The organism is Paenibacillus sp. KACC 21273 (genome assembly GCF_028736095.1).
Lineage (GTDB): Bacteria > Bacillota > Bacilli > Paenibacillales > Paenibacillaceae > Saccharibacillus > Saccharibacillus kyungheensis.
The window spans coordinates 1,701,722-1,720,178 of sequence record NZ_CP117876.1; the positions used below are offsets into that span (position 1 = coordinate 1,701,722).

14 protein-coding genes and 3 tRNA genes are annotated in these 18,457 nt (G+C 37.8%); 16 read left to right on the forward strand and 1 reads right to left on the reverse strand.

Features of this window, described 5'->3' with window-relative positions; translation table 11 throughout:
- Positions 1-140: 140 nt before the first annotated feature.
- The 3 genes from pyrF (at position 141) to PQ460_RS07755 (ending at position 1,867) form a co-directional block, all read left to right on the forward strand.
- Complete coding sequence (gene pyrF, locus PQ460_RS07745) at positions 141-890, forward strand: orotidine-5'-phosphate decarboxylase (protein WP_274172268.1); 750 nt, start codon at positions 141-143, stop codon at positions 888-890.
- Positions 877-1,518 (forward strand): orotate phosphoribosyltransferase, encoded by a 642-nt coding sequence (pyrE, locus tag PQ460_RS07750; protein ID WP_273613066.1) that lies wholly within the window; start codon positions 877-879, stop codon positions 1,516-1,518. The genes pyrF and pyrE overlap by 14 nt, the downstream gene beginning before the upstream one ends.
- Before the next feature lie 275 nt (positions 1,519-1,793).
- Positions 1,794-1,867, forward strand: a tRNA-Ile gene (locus tag PQ460_RS07755).
- A gap of 182 nt (positions 1,868-2,049) precedes the next feature.
- Here the strand turns inward: PQ460_RS07755 and PQ460_RS07760 are convergent.
- Entirely contained in the window at positions 2,050-2,250 is a 201-nt protein-coding gene (locus tag PQ460_RS07760; protein WP_274172269.1) for a hypothetical protein, read from the reverse strand.
- Between the two features lie 293 nt (positions 2,251-2,543).
- Between PQ460_RS07760 and PQ460_RS07765 the strand changes: the two genes are divergently transcribed.
- From PQ460_RS07765 to PQ460_RS07825, 13 genes are all read left to right on the forward strand, one after another.
- The gene (locus PQ460_RS07765) at positions 2,544-3,815 is read left to right on the forward strand and encodes a GAF domain-containing sensor histidine kinase (RefSeq protein WP_274172270.1); all 1,272 of its coding nucleotides are present in this window, start codon (positions 2,544-2,546) and stop codon (positions 3,813-3,815) included.
- Positions 3,816-3,968: 153 nt separating this feature from the next.
- A tRNA-Leu gene (locus tag PQ460_RS07770) sits at positions 3,969-4,054 on the forward strand.
- A 94-nt stretch (positions 4,055-4,148) separates the two neighbouring features.
- Positions 4,149-4,234: transfer RNA gene (locus PQ460_RS07775), tRNA-Leu, on the forward strand.
- 571 nt (positions 4,235-4,805) lie between these two features.
- Positions 4,806-6,200, forward strand: a complete 1,395-nt coding sequence (locus tag PQ460_RS07780; RefSeq protein ID WP_274172271.1) for a glycosyl hydrolase — start codon at positions 4,806-4,808, stop codon at positions 6,198-6,200.
- A 249-nt stretch (positions 6,201-6,449) separates the two neighbouring features.
- Positions 6,450-7,496, forward strand: coding sequence for a LacI family DNA-binding transcriptional regulator (locus PQ460_RS07785; RefSeq protein ID WP_273613062.1), 1,047 nt, complete (start codon positions 6,450-6,452; stop codon positions 7,494-7,496).
- Between the two features lie 247 nt (positions 7,497-7,743).
- Complete coding sequence (locus PQ460_RS07790) at positions 7,744-8,994, forward strand: ABC transporter substrate-binding protein (protein ID WP_274172272.1); 1,251 nt, start codon at positions 7,744-7,746, stop codon at positions 8,992-8,994.
- Between the two features lie 130 nt (positions 8,995-9,124).
- Entirely contained in the window at positions 9,125-10,009 is an 885-nt protein-coding gene (locus tag PQ460_RS07795) for a carbohydrate ABC transporter permease (protein WP_274172273.1), read from the forward strand.
- Positions 10,010-10,015: 6 nt separating this feature from the next.
- Positions 10,016-10,843 carry a carbohydrate ABC transporter permease gene (locus PQ460_RS07800; RefSeq protein ID WP_274172274.1) on the forward strand — a complete coding sequence of 276 codons (828 nt, stop codon included), beginning with the start codon at positions 10,016-10,018 and terminating at the stop codon, positions 10,841-10,843.
- A 37-nt stretch (positions 10,844-10,880) separates the two neighbouring features.
- Positions 10,881-13,562: a glycoside hydrolase family 2 protein gene (locus PQ460_RS07805; RefSeq protein ID WP_274172893.1), complete on the forward strand. Its 2,682-nt coding sequence runs from the start codon at positions 10,881-10,883 to the stop codon at positions 13,560-13,562.
- Between the two features lie 166 nt (positions 13,563-13,728).
- Positions 13,729-14,697, forward strand: a complete 969-nt coding sequence (locus tag PQ460_RS07810) for a LacI family DNA-binding transcriptional regulator (protein WP_274172275.1) — start codon at positions 13,729-13,731, stop codon at positions 14,695-14,697.
- Positions 14,698-14,870: 173 nt separating this feature from the next.
- Entirely contained in the window at positions 14,871-15,824 is a 954-nt protein-coding gene (locus tag PQ460_RS07815) for an ABC transporter permease (RefSeq protein ID WP_274172894.1), read from the forward strand.
- 13 nt (positions 15,825-15,837) lie between these two features.
- A complete protein-coding gene (locus tag PQ460_RS07820) occupies positions 15,838-16,734 on the forward strand; it encodes a carbohydrate ABC transporter permease (RefSeq protein ID WP_274172276.1) in 897 nt (298 codons plus the stop codon).
- Positions 16,735-16,833: 99 nt separating this feature from the next.
- On the forward strand, positions 16,834-18,456 hold the full coding sequence (locus tag PQ460_RS07825) for an ABC transporter substrate-binding protein (RefSeq protein ID WP_274172277.1): 1,623 nt from the start codon (positions 16,834-16,836) through the stop codon (positions 18,454-18,456).
- The last annotated feature ends 1 nt before the right edge of the window (position 18,457 follow it).

Consider the following 18,457-nt stretch of genomic DNA (forward strand, 5'->3'; position numbering starts at 1 on the left):
CGACTACATCACACAAAACTAAAGTACGGCGGACCATTCTAGTGTCCGCCGTCATTTGTGTGCATATAATCGGTCTATACGACTTGTATATCTATATTCGTATCAACCACAAATACGATATCTTCAAGGAGGTACAACAGTTGACACATTCGATCTCCCCATCCATAGCTAAGCGCTTGATTGTAGCGCTAGATTATCCTAATGTAGAAGAAGCACGAGTATTTATTGAACATCTTCAAGACATTCCATGTACGCTCAAAGTAGGCATGCAATTATTTTACAGTGCAGGACCTGATTTTATTCGTGAGTTAAAGTCAAAAGGATATTCAGTTTTTTTAGATTTGAAAATGCATGATATTCCGAATACTGTTAAAGGTGGAGCTAATAGCATCACCAGACTTGGCGTAGATATTTTTAATGTCCATGCATCAGGTGGAGTACAGATGATGAAAGCGGCAGTAGAAGGTATGGAGTCTGCCCTAATAGCAGATACTGACTTAGAACGCCCTTTATTAATTGCTGTTACACAGTTAACCAGTACGTCACAACAAGTGATGAATCAAGAAATTGGTATTCAAGGAACAGTGGAAGAGGCTGTAGTTCATTACGCACGCTTAGCACAGCAAAGTGGTCTGGGTGGAGTAGTATGCTCTCCATTAGAAGTAGCGATGATTCAACAAGCATGCGGAGCGTCATTTGCTACGATTACTCCGGGTGTACGTCCGGCTGGTAGTGATATAGGGGATCAGACGCGTATATTAACGCCAGGACAAGCGATAGCCGGGGGAAGTGACTATTTAGTCGTCGGTCGTCCGATTACCGGTGCAAATGATCCTAGAGAAGCGACACAACAGATTATAGAGGAGATGAGTTTACATGTTAACCATTGAAGAGATTCCAGCTCATATTGCATCTGCATTACTACAGATTGAAGCGGTAGCATTAAGCCCGCAAGAACCTTTTACCTGGACATCGGGTATCAAATCACCGATTTATTGTGATAACCGTCTTACAATGTCCTATCCATACATACGCGATCAGATAGCAGATGCGTTTGCTATGATTATTCGTGAGCAATATCCGGATACAGAAGTGATCGCAGGAACAGCTACAGCAGGTATTCCGCATGCAGCTTGGGTCGCGCAAAAGTTAGATTTGCCAATGGCTTATATTCGTGACAAAGCCAAAGGACATGGTAAACATAATCAGATCGAGGGATTGATTCAATCAGGGCAAAAAGTGATTGTGATCGAAGATCTAATCTCGACAGGAGGTAGCTCGATTAAAGCGGCAGAGGCTGTGCGTGAAGCAGGAGCCGATCCATTAGCAGTACTGGCGATCTTTAGTTATCAACTAGATAAAGCTACAGATGCTTTTGCAGAAGCTAATCTTCCATTACAGACTCTTTCTAACTATACAGCCTTGATCGACAAAGCAGTAGAATTGGGCAAAATTCCAGCAGAAGATTTAGAACTATTACGCTCATGGCGTGAAGATCCATCTGCTTTTGGTAAATAAGTAGATCTAGATTACGATACTACATCGCCATAGTTGTAAAATAAAATCCATATATTTTGATATTATATAGAAGAGGGTATACTGCCTACAGTGTACCCTTACCTTTTAATAAACATACATATTTTGTAAAATATAAACACGATCATGATAAAGTGAAGCATCTGCTTATACAAGATATGCAGAAAATTAACTTGACGTGAAATAGTGAAATACGGTATATTAATTGAGTCGCTGTTTATATTACATTCCAATTGAAATCGTTCTTTTGGAGATGCGGGCCTATAGCTCAGTTGGTTAGAGCTACCGGCTCATAACCGGTTGGTCGGGGGTTCGAGTCCCTCTGGGCCCATTAGAAAAAGACCCTTACATCTGTAAGGGTCTTTTTTTATAAGTAGTGATATTATCTTTTTCTGCGGCGCATAAATAACATGACTAATAGTACAACAATAACGACAATTAGAATAAATTTCATAGCATATTACCTCCAAGCTTTAACCCTGATTAAGTAGTTCAAAAGAATCAGAAGTATTTTTATTGATGAGAAGAATCTTTCGTCGAAGAGTCTTTTTTAGAATCTTTACTGAAGTCCTCTTTAACTTTATCTACCGATTCGCTCACTGCTTCTTCTAGCAGATTTTCTGCGGAATGATTTTTATTAGAGTCTGGATCTGGTATAGGATCTACACCCGCTCCACGTTCTTCATGGTTTTTGTACTCATCCGGTTTACTCATTATGAAGTCATCCTTTCGTCTATCTAGCTATTTTCGACATAATAGATATCAATCATATTGTAAATCAATATAAAGGCTATGTTATCGAAATAAACCAATGTGACGTCAGATGAATCACAAATATAAACTTTTACTGATTTGATATGTGTATCCAAACATATTCTACAATCATAAAAAAAGTACAAAAATTCACAATACATTATTTAAAATTTAATATATAATACATTTAAGTATAATTTGGGTATATAGAACTATATCTAATATTTTCTTAATGAAAGACGGTGGAGTTCATAATGAATACTTCTTCAATCAGTAATATATTATATCAAAATGTGGGCGATGCAGCAGACCACATTATTAAAATAATAGGTGGACTTATCCACATTAATACTATTTTTATCGCTAGCAATGATGGTCTCAATAATGTGATTATGCGAGCTTACAATCGTGATGAACATCTTGTAGAAGAGGGAAGTATACTTCCTTTAGAATTAAGTTATTGCAGTCTGGTGATCAATAATGAGAAAACAAAAAGTAATATGCCTTTGATTATCGAGAATACTAATGAAAATGAATTAACACGCCATATGGATGTAACACGTTCTATAGGTGGTGGTTCTTTTATAGGATTACCGGTACGTTTGCGTGATGGTAGTATTTATGGAACGATTTGTGCACTGGATCGCAATACGTACAAGTTCAGTGAAGCTGATATTCAAACGTTAGAAACAATGACGATCTTTTTAGCTTATGTAGTAGAGCTAGAGAAGATGGTAACCGATCTTCAGCAAAAAGAAATTGAATTAGAACAAGCCCGTCTAAAAGCGGAAAAGTCAGCACAAGTGAATAGGAACCTTTTAGCTATTATGGGACACGAAATTCGCACACCGATGACCAATATTGTAGGTGTAGCCGATCTGATGATGGATTCAGAGATAGATCCCCAGCAACAAGTCTATATGGATATTATTGAATCTAGTAATCAGTCGATGTTGACTTTGGTAGAAGATATTTTGAGTTTTAGTCATATGGAAGAAGGCGCAACGAAGATTGATCAAGAACCATTTGATCTCATGCATACGATTCATGAAGTGGTGACTTCACTCGGCACACCTTTGGATGACAATCCAATTGCGTTGAAGATGAACACTAATCCCAGTGAACTTCCGTTGATTTATGGAGATGCATTGCGGTTGAGACAAATATTGATCAATACGCTTAATGCATTGCGTTTCAATTCTGTAGGACAATTAACATTATCAGCGTCAACAGCAATAAGCGATTCTGATAACAATGTATCATTGGATATTACTGTTCATAATTCTCATATGACTGTAGATATCACAACATTAGAACAGTTATTTGATTCATTAAAAGAAGCTAACGATATGTCATGGTATCAGCAATACGGTAGTATCGGTTTGAATTTGGCAATCAGTCGAAAATTAATCCATTTGATGAATGGAGAATTTGAAATGAATAGTGGAGAACAAGGAACGATTATTCGTTTTAATTTATTGTTGCCGCAGTATATTTCTTTTGAAAATGTAGATATTATATCTTAGAAAATCAACGTTTTGGTTAACTGAAAATAAAATCGAATCCAAAGTGTTGACAGTTAGATATCTAGCATGGTATGATCTTAAATGTTGGCGAAACAATCACAATAAGTGATAAAGTCAACAGGCATGAAGATGAATTTATTCATCTCAACATGTGCCGGGGTGGCGGAACTGGCAGACGCACAGGACTTAAAATCCTGCGGTAGGTGACTACCGTACCGGTTCGATTCCGGTCCTCGGCATACTTATATTTTTGATATAAGTGTAACGTAATACAATCAGTACATAAAGACAAGCAGCACATGTATAACCCTCAACATCAATGTGGGTTAATGTGCCGGGGTGGCGGAACTGGCAGACGCACAGGACTTAAAATCCTGCGGTAGGTGACTACCGTACCGGTTCGATTCCGGTTCTCGGCATTATGAGATGTACAGATAACAAAAAGAGCGCTTCAACCGTTGTATAGCGGTTGGGGCGCTCTTTTTATTTTGTGAAATTAACGTGGAATGTTTCTTTGGATAGTGTGCTGGTTTTGGATATAGATGTAAAAGGCTTCTGATCAAGCGTAAGACACTATTTAATAAGTTAAGCATAAAGATTCATCATATAATCTAATAACGATTTTGAAGCCATACAGGAGCTTATAATCCTACATATATGATATGGAAGTCTCTATACTGTTGAAGTGTGAAATATATTGAATTGATCTTTTAGCAAAAGCAAAGACCATCTGTTATCAACAGATGGTTTTTTTAGTTTGTAAATAATTTTAATGAATTGAAAAATAAGTATATATTTTTATTTTCAAATTATGTAATATATGTATAATAAACAAAATTAAATTTTAAATAAAAGTATAATTATATTATAAAAAAGATAAGGAGGTGATGAGCGGAATTGTAAAAGGTTCAGCAAAAAGCTTGATAAAAAGTGCAATCTACAGGATAGGAGTAGACAGAAAACACTGAACCTTACAAGGGAGGTAATATAATGGTGAAACTAAATTATACATGGTTGTTAGTTCTAGTGATGTTCAGTTTGGTGTTTGGTGGTGTAGGAATGTCTTTGGGATCGCAAGCAGAAGCAGCGGATGTTAATCTGGCTCGTGGCAAAAATGTAGTTGTGTCTTCTACAGAAGCCAGTGGTAATATCGCAGCCAATGCAGTAGACGGTAATTTATCAACAAGATGGGCATCTACAAATAGCGATACACAATATTACATTGTAGATCTCGGAACAGCTCAATCGGTATCCAGTGTTATTTTGCGTTGGGAAGCTGCTTATGCGAAGCAATTTCAGATTCAGACATCTACCGATAATGTAAATTGGACGACAGTGTATTCGAACTATAGCAACACTGGAGGAACCAATACGATTACGTTTCCATCGACTACCGCTAGATATGTAAAAATGTATGCGTTTCAACGGGCGACTACCTATGGTTATTCGTTATACGAATTTGAAATATACGGCAGTGGTACACAAGCGGCTACAGGAGTACTTGATTATATTAAAAGCATCAGTGGCAAACAAACTGTAATTGGCATGCACAATCGTGAACCGAATGCTACACCTGCTGTACAGACAGAGAAAGTCAAAAGTATTACAGGTAAATATCCAGGATTATGGAGTGGTGATTTATTATTTTCAGCCAATGATGTCAACAATCGTTGGAATATGATCTATGAGGCTAAAAAGCAGTGGGATAACGGAGCGATTGTCCAGGTGATGATGCACGTTACTCCACCTACACAAGCGGATGCAGGCAATTGGGAAGGCGGAGTAGTCAGTCATTTAAGCGATGCTCAGTGGAAAGACTTAACGACTAACGGTGGTACATTAAATAAAGCGTGGAAAGCTCGCTTAGATAATTATGCACAATATTTTCAGTATTTAGAAGACAATAAAGTCACTGTATTATTCCGTCCATTCCATGAAATGAATCAAGGGGTATTCTGGTGGGCAGGTCGTCCGGGTAGTGCCGGTACTGCTGAATTGTATCGTTTGACTCATGATTATCTTGTAAATACCAAAGGGTTAAGTAATCTGGTATGGGTATGGGATATGCAAGATTTGGATCTGAATTGGAATGTATACAATCCAGGGAATGCTTATTGGGATATCTTTGCTTTAGACGTATACAATCCCGATGGATTCACTACGCAGAAATACAATACAGCTTTGAGCGTAGCCAATGGTAAGCCGATAGCGATTGGTGAATGTGATGTATTACCTACACCTAGTCAGTTAGCGGCTCAACCGAAATGGGCATTTGCTATGAGCTGGGCAGAGCTAACATTTGAAAAGAATACCAATGCTCAGATCCAGACTGTCTATAATGCTTCTAATGTAATTACACGTGATGAGTTACCGAAGTTAAAGTAATAGTAAAGCAAAGGAAAGATTAGAGTTATATTATAAGTATTTTATTATATGTAGCAAGTCATATTAGATAGCTTGTAAAATAATCGATCCAAACAGTATGCTAAGAGAAATCTCTTGGTTGCTGTTTGGATTTTTTTGATACATATAGAGAATAGGATTAGAGTTGAAATTTGTTGAATAAAGCTTTATTGTTAAGTCAAGTGAATCCACTATAGATAGACGATAGAACAAAGGGGGATGATTAGCTCCATGAAAAAAATTACGCTCCAAGTGATTGCAGATGAATTGAAAGTCTCCAAAGCACTTGTCTCCAAAGCGTTATCCAATGATCCTGCTGTAAATGAAGGTACACGAGAAAAAATATGGCAAACAGCTGAAGAAATGGGTTACCGTATTAAGCCTGTTCGCAAAAAAGCTTCCGATACTCAAACAGGTAATATCGTTGTTCTGATGCCGAGAGCATATCTAGATGATATTGAATACTGGGGTAAAGTCATGCAAGGAGTAGAAGCTGAATTAACCAATCATCAATTTAGTATGATTTTATCGACAATAGATATTAGTTTATTCCCAAAAGAAGGATTGCCGTCTAGCATTTATGATCGCAAAGCAGATGGAGCGATAGTGATGGGACATTTACCGGATAATTATATCGAAATGCTACGCTCGATCGATTTCCCATTTGTTATGTTAGATGCTAACTTACTTGATCCTTCGATTGATCATATTCTGGCCAATAACTTTCTTGGTGCTTATCAAGCGACCAATTATTTGTTTGCACAAGGTCATCGGAAAATAGGATTTGTTGGTGATCCAGATGCTTCGTGGAGCTTTCGTGAACGTAGTCGGGGATTTCGTGAAGCGATTCGTGATTTTAATGAGAAAAACGATGAAGAAATTCAAGCTACATTTATTGCTGGTATCGGTGTAAGTGGGACAGGGATGTATATTACAGGCGAATTTGCAGATACATTGAAAACGCAAACAACTTCAGAGCAAGCATTAACCGGACTATTTTGTGGTAATGATGTAGTTGCTCTGGAAACACTCAGTCTATTATCGAAATGGGATATTCATTGTCCGGATGATGTATCGATTATCGGGTTTGACGATTTGACGTTAACAGAATTGATGAACCCCAAATTAACGACTATTCGTGTTCCTAAAAATGATATTGGCATGCGCGCAGTACAGATGTTAATGCGCCGAATCGAACATCCTGAGGTTACACCCGAGCACATATTGATGTCTACCCAATTGATTGAGAGGGCATCGATTACAGCACCCAAGCAGTGATATAGAAGAAAGTCATAGTGATAAACGACGAAAAGCGATGTTATACAACGATATGGAATACAAATAGTTTATAAAAGGCACTTAGCAAGTATTACTTATGCGCTAAGTGTCTTTTTGTTATGTGTTTATCTAAAGTCTATTTCAAAAATATTATTATGTTGAATTAAATATAATTATATTGTTGAAATAAAAGTTTAATTATGTTAATGTTTGAATGTAAGCGATATCAATATTAGGGGGCTTTAAAGTGAAAAAGATATATTTGTCTGTATTGCTCGTTTGTATATTTTCGGTATTGTTAACAGCCTGTGGTGGAAGTCAGAGCACATCAGCAGACAAAAATGAAATTAGTGGCACGATCACTTTTTTAACAAATCGGACAGATATGGTTGGCGAAAAATATGATGATTATGCCAAACGCTTCAATGAAAAATATCCAGATGCTCATGTTGAATTTGAAGCAGTTACAGATCTAGACAAAACGACCAAAATTCGTGTCGGTTCTGGCGAATTTCCTGATGTGGTATTGATTCCAACGATTCCTAACTCAGACCTCCCCAAATATTTCACCCCATTAGATGATCTCGGATTGAATGATCGTATTTATTTTAAAGATTACAAATCGTTTGAAAACAAAGTGTATGGCATTTCAGTAGGTGCGACTACAACAGGTATTTTATACAACAAAAAAGCTTTTGCCGATGCAGGTATTACTGCGGTTCCCCAAACGCTTGATGAGTTCTATGCAGCAGCAGACAAGCTCAAAGCCGCAGGTAAAGTTGCGTTAGCTTCTAATTTTAAAGATCAGTGGACATTGTATCCGTGGTCTTCTGAGATTCCAACTGTAATTGCAGGTGATGCTAATCTCAACAACAAACGACTTGAAAGTGATGCTCCTTACCAATTGGATAACCCTTACGGTCAATCGATGAGCATTATTCGCAATATGTATGAAAAAGGTTATTTAGAGCCAGATATTAACTCTACCAATTGGGAACAATCCAAAAAAGATATCGCTAGTGGTAAATTTGCGATGTATGTGATCGGTAACTGGGCGATTCCACAAGTGATTGAAAGTGGCACTGATTCCAGCAATATCGGATACTTTCCATTTCCTTACGATAATTCTGGTAAATACAATGTTACATTAGCACCGGACTGGGCGTATGGTGTGAACAAAAATAGTGAGCATCCTGCAACAGCCAAAGCTTTTGTAAAATGGATGCTAGAAGATTCAGGGTTCGATGATTTTGCTGGATTTATCCCTGTATTGAAAGACAAAAAGCCAGCTGTAGAACAACTGACAGAATTTAATAGCTTCAAACCCAAGTATCTAGAAGCAGTATCTGATGATCCTAAAGTCACTGCTATCGTCAATAAAGCACAAATTACCAAAGAAGCCTTTGTACAAGAATTTGTACTGGCTCCTGATCCCCAAACGATTATGGATAAATATAATGCCGCATGGGCAAATGCCAAAAAATCGTTAGGTCATTAACAATAGGACATAGACGTCTATTTGTGCTCACACTAGAACAGATGAAGAAAATCCGCAAAGCAGGTCATTTTATTAGAGCGAACTTGCTTTGCTGAATGAAGCTGTTACAGAAAGGGAATGAAGTGGAACGATGAGTCATATTTCATATCCATTACAACGAAAATTGATATTGATTTCGTTTTTGTTAATACCTTTAGCATTATTAGCTATTTTTACGTATTATCCAGCGATGCGATTAGTGTACTTGAGCTTTACCAGTTGGGATGGAATCAGCCCGGTCAAAGAGTGGCTTGGACTGGGTAACTATATTGAAATTTTCACCAATCCTGATTTGTTTGGTGTATTTCTTCATCAGATTCCTTATGTATTGATCGGGATTATTCAAAATATCGTAGCGATTGTATTTGCTGTGATTTTGAATTCCAAATTGCGAGGACGTAATTTTTTTAGAGTCATGTTATTTCTTCCTTTTATTATGAATGCTGTTGCAGTGGCTTTTATGTTTCAGTATGTATTTGATACGACCAATGGATCGTTAAATGGATTGCTAGGGCTTGTTGGATTAGAGTCATGGCAACAAAGTTGGTTAGGGAATGCTTCGCTAGTCAACTATGCACTGGCATCTATCGGATTTTGGCGCTTTATGGGCTACAATATGGTCATTTATCTGGGAGCACTTCAATCGATTCCTGGAGATATGTATGAAGCCGCCAGAATAGATGGAGCCAGCCGATTTCAAATGTTATGGTCGCTTACGATTCCTAATCTGACACCTATTATCTCATTAAATATGTTCCTTACGCTTAGTGGTGCTTTGGCGGTATTTGATTTACCGTTTGTTTTAACTAAAGGTGGACCTGCTGGAGCAAGTGAAACATTTTTGTTCAAAACGATTGAGACAGCGTTCCAATTTAACAATTACGGTCTAGCGTCAGCGATGAGTGTAGTTCTGCTTCTATTTACAGCCATTATTTTGGTGGTACAAAATCTAGTCATTAATCGGAAAGGAGATTAACTGCTTATGAATCGAAAGTTTGATATCGTGCATATACTCAAATATGTCATTTTGATCGTAGGAACATGTACCGTTTTATTTCCACTGTATGTGGTATTTGTGAATGCATTCAAAAAAGAAGATGAAGGCAGTAATCCCTTTTCGTTACCTGCTAGTTTTTTGAATTTTGAAAACTTTGCAAATGTTATCGATCGGGCAGATATTATGCATGCTTTTTTGAATACATTTCTAATTATTATTATCGCATTGCTTGGCAATATTATACTCGGTACGATGGTGGCTTATGCTGTAGGTCGAATTCAATTTAGAGGCAAAAGGTTAGTGATTGGTGCGTTTCTGATCGCGACTATTATTCCGACGATTACGACTCAAGTGGTGACATTTTCGATTATTCAAGCGATGGGTATTTATAATACGCTTTACGCACCAATTTTATTATTTGTAGGAGCCGATGTCATTCAGATTTATATCTATTTGCAATTTATCAAAAATATTCCGTATGAATTGGACGAAAGTGCCATGATGGATGGAGCCAGTCTGTTACGGATTTATCGCAGTATTATTTTACCGTTACTTGGGCCGGCAACAGCGACTTTGATTATTTTGAAAACGATCAATATTTACAATGAGTTATATATTCCATTTCTGTATATGCCCAAGCAAGATTTGGTTGTGGTCTCTACAGCGATTATGCGGTTTGCAGGAAATAATCAAGCACAATGGACGAATATTTGTGCGGCGATTCTGATTATTATGATTCCGACGATTTTGTTATATTTGTTTTTGCAAAAGTATATTTTCTCAGGTGTTACGAGTGGAGCAGTGAAAGGATAAGCATCTAACAAAGGAGGGAACGATTCTATTGGCAAGTATGTATACATCTGATCGTGAATATTCGTTAAGCCAGATGACATGGGAACTGAAAGGATTCTGGCCGTGGGTTCCGGTCAAAGGCACAAGTATGGAAATTGGGAATGAATTGTTAGGAGTTACAGAATGGATGCCAGCGACTGTACCAGGAGGTGTTCATTATGATCTATACCGGGCAGGATGGATAGAAAATCCGTATCAAGATATGAATAGTCTGCAATGTGAATGGGTGGAGAATCGCTGGTGGGTGTATCGGACTTGTTTTGAATGGAAAGATATTTATCCTCAGACAGATACAGTAGCTACCGAATTAATCTGTCAGGGATTAGATTATGAAGCACTCATTTATTGGAATGGACAATACCTCGGTGAACATATCGGAATGTACGAACCTGCGGTATTCGATATTACAGAGCAACTGCAACAAAGTGAACGTGTTGAACTGTTGATTGTACTCAAGCATCCACCGGATGAAATGGGACAAATCGGCAAAACGTCAGCAACATTTACGCAGAAAAGTCGATTCAACTACAAGTGGGACTTTTCCACACGTCTGATTAATATTGGCATTTGGGATGATATCGTGCTCAAATCCTATCAACATTGTTCTTTGCAGGATATTCAAGTAAAGACTGATCTAAACGAACAACATCAAGGAGTTATTCAGATCGGTGGAGAGATCCAGCCACATGGGAAAAGTAAAGGTAAAAAGTCTACGCTAGTACAAGTGGCTATTTTTGATCCGGCAGGAAATGCTGTTGTTCAATTAGAACAATCATTTATAAAGAATGAGTCTACATTTACTATGCAAAGTCTAATAGATTCTCCGCAATTATGGTATCCCAACGGATATGGAGATCAGCCACTATATAAGGTAAAGATTACATTGCTTCAGCACAATACCATATGTGATGTGTATACATGTCGTGTAGGAATACGGCAATTGGAATATGTATCTAATGAAGGAAGTCCAACTGATGCGTTGCCTTATACTGTCAAAATCAACGGACGTAAAATCTATATCCGTGGAGCAAATATCACTCCGCTCGATCATTTATATGGAAATGTAACCGCTCATCGTTATGAATGGCTGATTCATCTTGCCAAAGAAGCAAATATGAATATGCTGCGTATATGGGGTGGCGGTATTATCGAAAAAAGTATTTTATACGAGCTATGTGATATGCACGGTATTATGATCTGGCAAGAATTTATTCAATCAAGTTCAGGGATCGATAATACACCTTCACAACGTCCTGAATTTTTGGATTTATTACAACGCAATGCAATCTCAGCGCTCAAGCGTCGTCGTAATCATACTAGCCTTACGATCTGGAGCGGTGGCAATGAATTAATGAGTGCACCTAATATTCCTTCCACGTATGATGATCATAATCTAGCATTGCTTCAGCAACTGGTACAGCAGTATGATCCACAGCGAATGTTTTTGCCAACATCTGCTTCAGGGCCTGTACAATATATCACCCATGAAAAAGGGGTCAGCCATGATGTACACGGTCACTGGAAATACGAAGGTAATCCTCAGCATTATGTGTTGTACGGTGAAGCAGATCATTTATTTCATAGTGAGTTCGGTGTAGACGGGCTAAGTCATGTTCGCAGTCTACATAAATTTCTAAGTCAACCTTACCGACAACCAACTTCGATGGAAAATAGTCTGGTCTGGCGACATCATGGAGAATGGTGGGATACGTATAGCCGTGACATCGAGTTATTCGGTTCGCTCGATACTTTGGAATCATTTGTAGATTGTAGTCAATGGATTCAAGCCGAAGGGTTACGCTTTATTTTGGATTCTAATCGAAGCCGTCAATTTAACAATAGTGGCAGTCTGGTCTGGCAATTGAATGAACCGTGGCCGAATGTCACCTGTACCAATCTAGTTGATTATTATAATGAAGCAAAAATGGCTTATTATTGGGTGAAAGAAGCTTATGCTCCTTTTCGAGCAAGTATCGATTATCGCAGTCTGCATTATGTTGTTGGTGAGACGGTGGAGTTTCCGTTACGTGTTGTCTGTCACGATCAAGACCAACCTTTTCAAGTGAATATGCAATTGCTGAATAGCAAAGGTGAGATACTGCAAGAACGTCATATTGTTGGAACAACTAATTCAGATCAAGTCGCAACTCCTGCTTTGTTCCGCTTTACGATTCCACAGACTGAAGATCAGTTATTTTATATTCGCTTGCAGTCTAGATGTGGAGAAAAGTCTATTGCAGATAATATGTATACTTTTTCAACAAGACAACAGTCGATCTATGCCCCTGCACTTCAAAAAGGTAATTCTCATTTACATGTAGAAGTCAATCAAGAGTGGGGTACTTTGTTATCTGATAGTATCGCTCATACGTTATGGAACAGAAAATATAAAGTAACCAATCAAGGAGAAAGTATAGCTTTGCATATCTATCCGTATGAATCCAGTGATCGTTATTGGATAACTGCAAGCGAAGCTTATTTTACTCTTTTCCCAGGTGAATCCAAACAAATTACAGTGACCTGTTGTCGTCAAGAAGCAGAATTATTTCCAGCAGAGTTATTATTGGTAGATCATATGGATCATTTGCTAACAGACGAAGAGATGCTACCTGAGATTGTATTTACCTCTTTTCAACAACATGCAAGTATCAACGAACGACAACCCGAATGGAATAGTTAGCTGTAGATATAACAGTTGCATTTGAATATAAAAGGACTCATTCTTGCATCAAGAGTGAGTCCTTTTAGTTTGATTTTTATTTAAAATGAAACGTTTCCAAAAAAGTATTGAAACGTTTCCAGTTTGGTGCTATTATGAATTCCATAAGCAAGGTCGGAGGTGTTAAATGACAAGTATAAAAGATGTAGCTATGCTAGCCGGCGTTGCTGTAGGAACGGTTTCTAGAGTCATTAACAACTCTGGAGCTGTCAAACCGATCACACGTCGAAAAGTAGAAGAAGCTATACAAGAGCTTAATTATTTTCCGAATGAAGTCGCTCGTAATTTTAAAATGCAAAAATCCAAAATGGTTGCCTTATTGCTTCCTAGTATTTGGAATCCTTTCTTTTCCGAATTAGCTTATTATATTGAAGATGAATTGGATCAAGAAGGATTTAAGTTAATGTTATGCAATAGTGGAGGTAAGCCGGAAAAGGAACTGTACTATCTGGATATGCTACGACAAAACAAAGTCGCTGGTATTGTAGGGATAACGTATAACGATATTGAAAGTAGTGTCAGTAATGATATTCCGATTGTAAGTATTGATCGACACTTTAATAAGAAAATTACTTGTGTCACTTCAGACAATTATGAAGGAGGGCGCTTAGCTTTGAGAGAACTTGTCAAAGCAGGAGCTCAAAAGCCAGCTTTTATGGGGAGCATCACTTCTGTATTTAGCGAAACGATGAATCGAAGAAAAGGATTTATTGATGAAGCAGAAGCCTTAGGAGTCGATTATATCATTTACGAAAAGTCAGACCCTATTATAGACGATCAAGCGTATTTTGATGAGTTCTTTGGTACATATCCAGATATTGATGGTGTGTTTGCGATTACAGATATGTTAGCAGCAAATTATATTGATCGAGCGACTAAACAGGGCATTTCGGTTCCAAAAGATGTGAAAGTGATCGGATACGATGGGATTCAAGATAGCCCTTATTTTCATCCTATATTATCTACGATCAGACAGCCCGTAGAAGAAATGGCGCGCATGAGTATAAGGCTGCTATATAGCAAAATGGAAGGTATTTCTTTGGATCAGCAAGTGTACCGTATTCCAGTGATGTTCAAACAAGGTGAAACGACGTGATCTTTTTTTAGATCAAAAAAACTTCAGTACATACTACATCATAAAGAGTATTTGCTGGTTTTTTATTAAAAGTTGGAAACGTTTCAAAAACGATACTCCAAGTAAAACCACACATAAATATTTTATTTATATCAAATTGGAAACGTTTCAAAATGATTGTGATGAAAGGGAGAATGAAAGTGGATTCGATAACAAGTCAGGTTAATCAACCGACCAAGACCAAAGCCAAAAGATGGAGTCGTTTCAAACGGGACTATGAATTGTATTTGTTTTTACTACCGATCATCATTATTTATCTTCTATTTAAGTACTATCCTATGTATGGCGTACAGATCGCTTTTAAAGATTTCTCACCCAGTCGGGGAATCTGGGGAAGCGAATGGGTAGGATTTCAACACTTTATGGATTTTTTTAACTCTTATAATTTCTGGACAGTTATTATGAATACGCTCTCACTTAGCTTGATGTCTTTGTTATTTGGATTTCCTGCTCCTATTATTATTGCGATTATGTTGAATCAGATGCTAGGGAAAACGTACAAAAAATTTGTGCAGACTGTGATTTATGCACCGCATTTTATATCTACAGTTGTACTGATCGGTATGCTTAACGTTTTTTTATCTCCGAATAGCGGAATGGTGAATCATGTTATTACTTTGTTTGGAGGAGAACCGATTCTATTTATGGCGGATGAAGGATGGTTCCGTCCACTGTATATATTATCAGGGATCTGGCAAGAAACAGGGTTCGCAACTATCATTTATCTGGCTGCGCTGGCTGGGGTTAATCCTGAACTTCATGAAGCAGCAACAATGGATGGCGCAAGCAAATGGAAACGGGTATTGTACGTCGATATTCCAAGTATTTTGCCGACGATTGTGATCTTATTGATTCTGGCACTCGGTAATATCATGAGCATAGGTTTTGAAAAAGCTTTTCTGATGCAAAGTGATCTGAATTATGCTACCTCCAATATTATTCCGACTTATGTATATGAAATGGGGATTCAGAAAGCACAATATAGCTTTTCGACAGCAGTAGGCTTGTTTAACTCACTCATCAATATTGTTCTGATTGTTACAGTGAATCGAATTGCTAAAAAAATGACAGAAACCAGTCTCTGGTAGGGAGGAGTTTACTTTGAATTCATTGCTGAAGCGTAAAAGTCGAGGAGATATGTGGTTTGACATTATTAATTATGCGCTACTGACCTTTATTATGTTGCTTGTATTATATCCATTGTATTTTGTACTGGTTGCTTCATTTAGTGATCCGAATTATATCTACTCGGGTGAGATTTGGTTATTTCCTAAAGGATTTACTTTAGACGGGTATGCAAGAATTTTTAATGATTCTTCGATATGGATTGGATACGCTAATTCGATTTTGTATGCCACTTTAGGAACACTGATCGGAGTTGCGGTTACAGTATTTGCAGCCTATCCTTTAGCTCGTAAAAATCTGGCTGGCAAGTCTTTGATTATGTGGTTTTTGCTAATCACTATGTTTTTTAGTGGAGGATTAATTCCTACCTATTTGTTAATTAAAGATTTACATCTGTTGAATACCATGTGGGCGCTTATTCTGCCCGGGGCAGGTGGCGTATTTAACGTTATTATCGTCAGAACCTTTTTTCAATCATCCATTCCAGATGAAATGTGGGAAGCAGCTTCTATAGATGGTTGTTCCAATACTCGATTTTTCTGGAGTATCGTTCTTCCTTTATCTAAATCTATTTTAGCGGTTATGGTGCTCTATCATGTAGTCGGCTTTTGGAATGGATTTTTCGATGCTTTGATTTATTTGAGTGATGACAACAAATACCCGTTGCAATTAGTACTTCGTAATATTCTAATTCAGAATCAGGTCAACTCAGGCATGATGATAGATGTCGAATCCTACGCAGCGAAAATGCGGGTAACAGAATTGATTAAATACGGCGTGATTATGGTATCAAGTCTACCCTTACTGATGTTATATCCATTCTTACAGAAGTACTTTGTCAAAGGTGTCATGATCGGATCCATCAAAGGATAAGTTAACCATAGTTAAAAGAAGCTATCATCTCAGATTTTTCTATTATAAAAAATTTGTACGAGATTGTAGCTTTTGGAAAGTATAAGGAGGTTAGATATCGTGCAATCTGTATTCAAAAGTTCCGCCATTTGGATAGTAAGTGCAGCGTTAGTGTTCAGTGGATGTTCAAACCATAATAGTTCCAACAATCAAGGTAGTGATCCCAGTCAAAAAGTAGCTTTTCATCAAACAGGTCTTCCTATTGTAGATGAACCAGTAACGTTAAGAATGGTATCTCCAAAGTCTGCTTTAGCTCCAGAATTTTCAGAAATGGAAATCTTCAAAAGTCTGGAAAAAAAGACGCATGTCAAAATCAATTGGGAGAATATTCCGGATACCGATTATACAGAAAAGAAAAATTTGCTGATTGCTAGTGGAGATTTACCGGACGCTTTTTATGCAGCAGGATTTACTGATTACGAGTTAATCAATTACGGAAAAGATGGCACGATTATTCCGCTGGAAGATTTAATTGAACAATATGCGCCTAATTTGAAAGCATTACTGAAACGTCGCCCTGATATCAAGTTAGCGATTACAGCAGCAGATGGACATATCTATGGATTACCATCCTGGGAAGAAAATAATCTGGAAATTAATCCTTTCTTTCATGTGATTAATAAATCATGGCTGGATCAATTAGGGCTTCCTGTTCCGCAAACGCTAGATGAATACACAGCAGCTTTACTTGCTTTCAAAACACAAGATCCTAATCGAAACGGCAAGCCTGATGAAATCCCATTAAGCTTTATGCATATGCAATGGTGTATGGATATTGCAGGTCTTTTTGGAGCATTTGGGCTTCCCGATAATCTAGAACACCGAGTAGTTCGTAATGGGCAAGTGATCTTTACAGCTGCTCAACCTCAATATAAAGAAGCATTAACATATTTTCATGAGAAATGGTATAAGCAAGGTCTGATTGATCCAGAATCGTTTACTCAAGATGCCGCACAGTATTTATCTAAAGGTAAAACGATAGATGAGACGCTTGGATCTTATATCTGGTGGGAAGCTGAAGAAGTGGTTGGAACAGAACGTGCCAAAGATTACGTTCTTCTTTCTCCGCTAAAAGGTCCGCATGGAGATCAATTGATTGGACGTGCTAACGGTGGGGGGCCGGGGCGTGGAGCTTTCGCTATTACTAGTGTTAATAGTAATCCTGAAGTGACTATGCGCTGGGTTGATCAACAATATGAACCGTATATGGCTGCACAAATTCACTGGGGGCCGTTAGGGATCATATTTAAAAAAGATAGCACTGGGAAATTGGTTAATCTTCCACTTCCCCAAGGAGCCTCTGCAGGAGAGTATCGTCAAAAGGTAACACCGGGATCAGGTGGACCGGGTGTTATCACTGCTGACGATTTTGGAAAAGTTGTAGATATGGAGCCACGTGCTCAGAATCGTACTAAAGATTTAGCAAAATACTATGTTCCTTATATGGAAAAAGAGAAATACCCGAATATCTTTTTTGCAGCCGAAGAATTGGATAAGATCAACAGAATTGAGCCTGAATTGATGAGATACGTCAACACCAAAAGAGGACGATTTATTGTAGATGGTGTGACGGATGAAGAATGGAATGACTATTTGAAAACACTGGAAAAAATGGGTCTGAGTGAATTGATGGCAATCTATCAGACTGGACTCGATCGTTATAATGCCAATCTTACAAAATAAA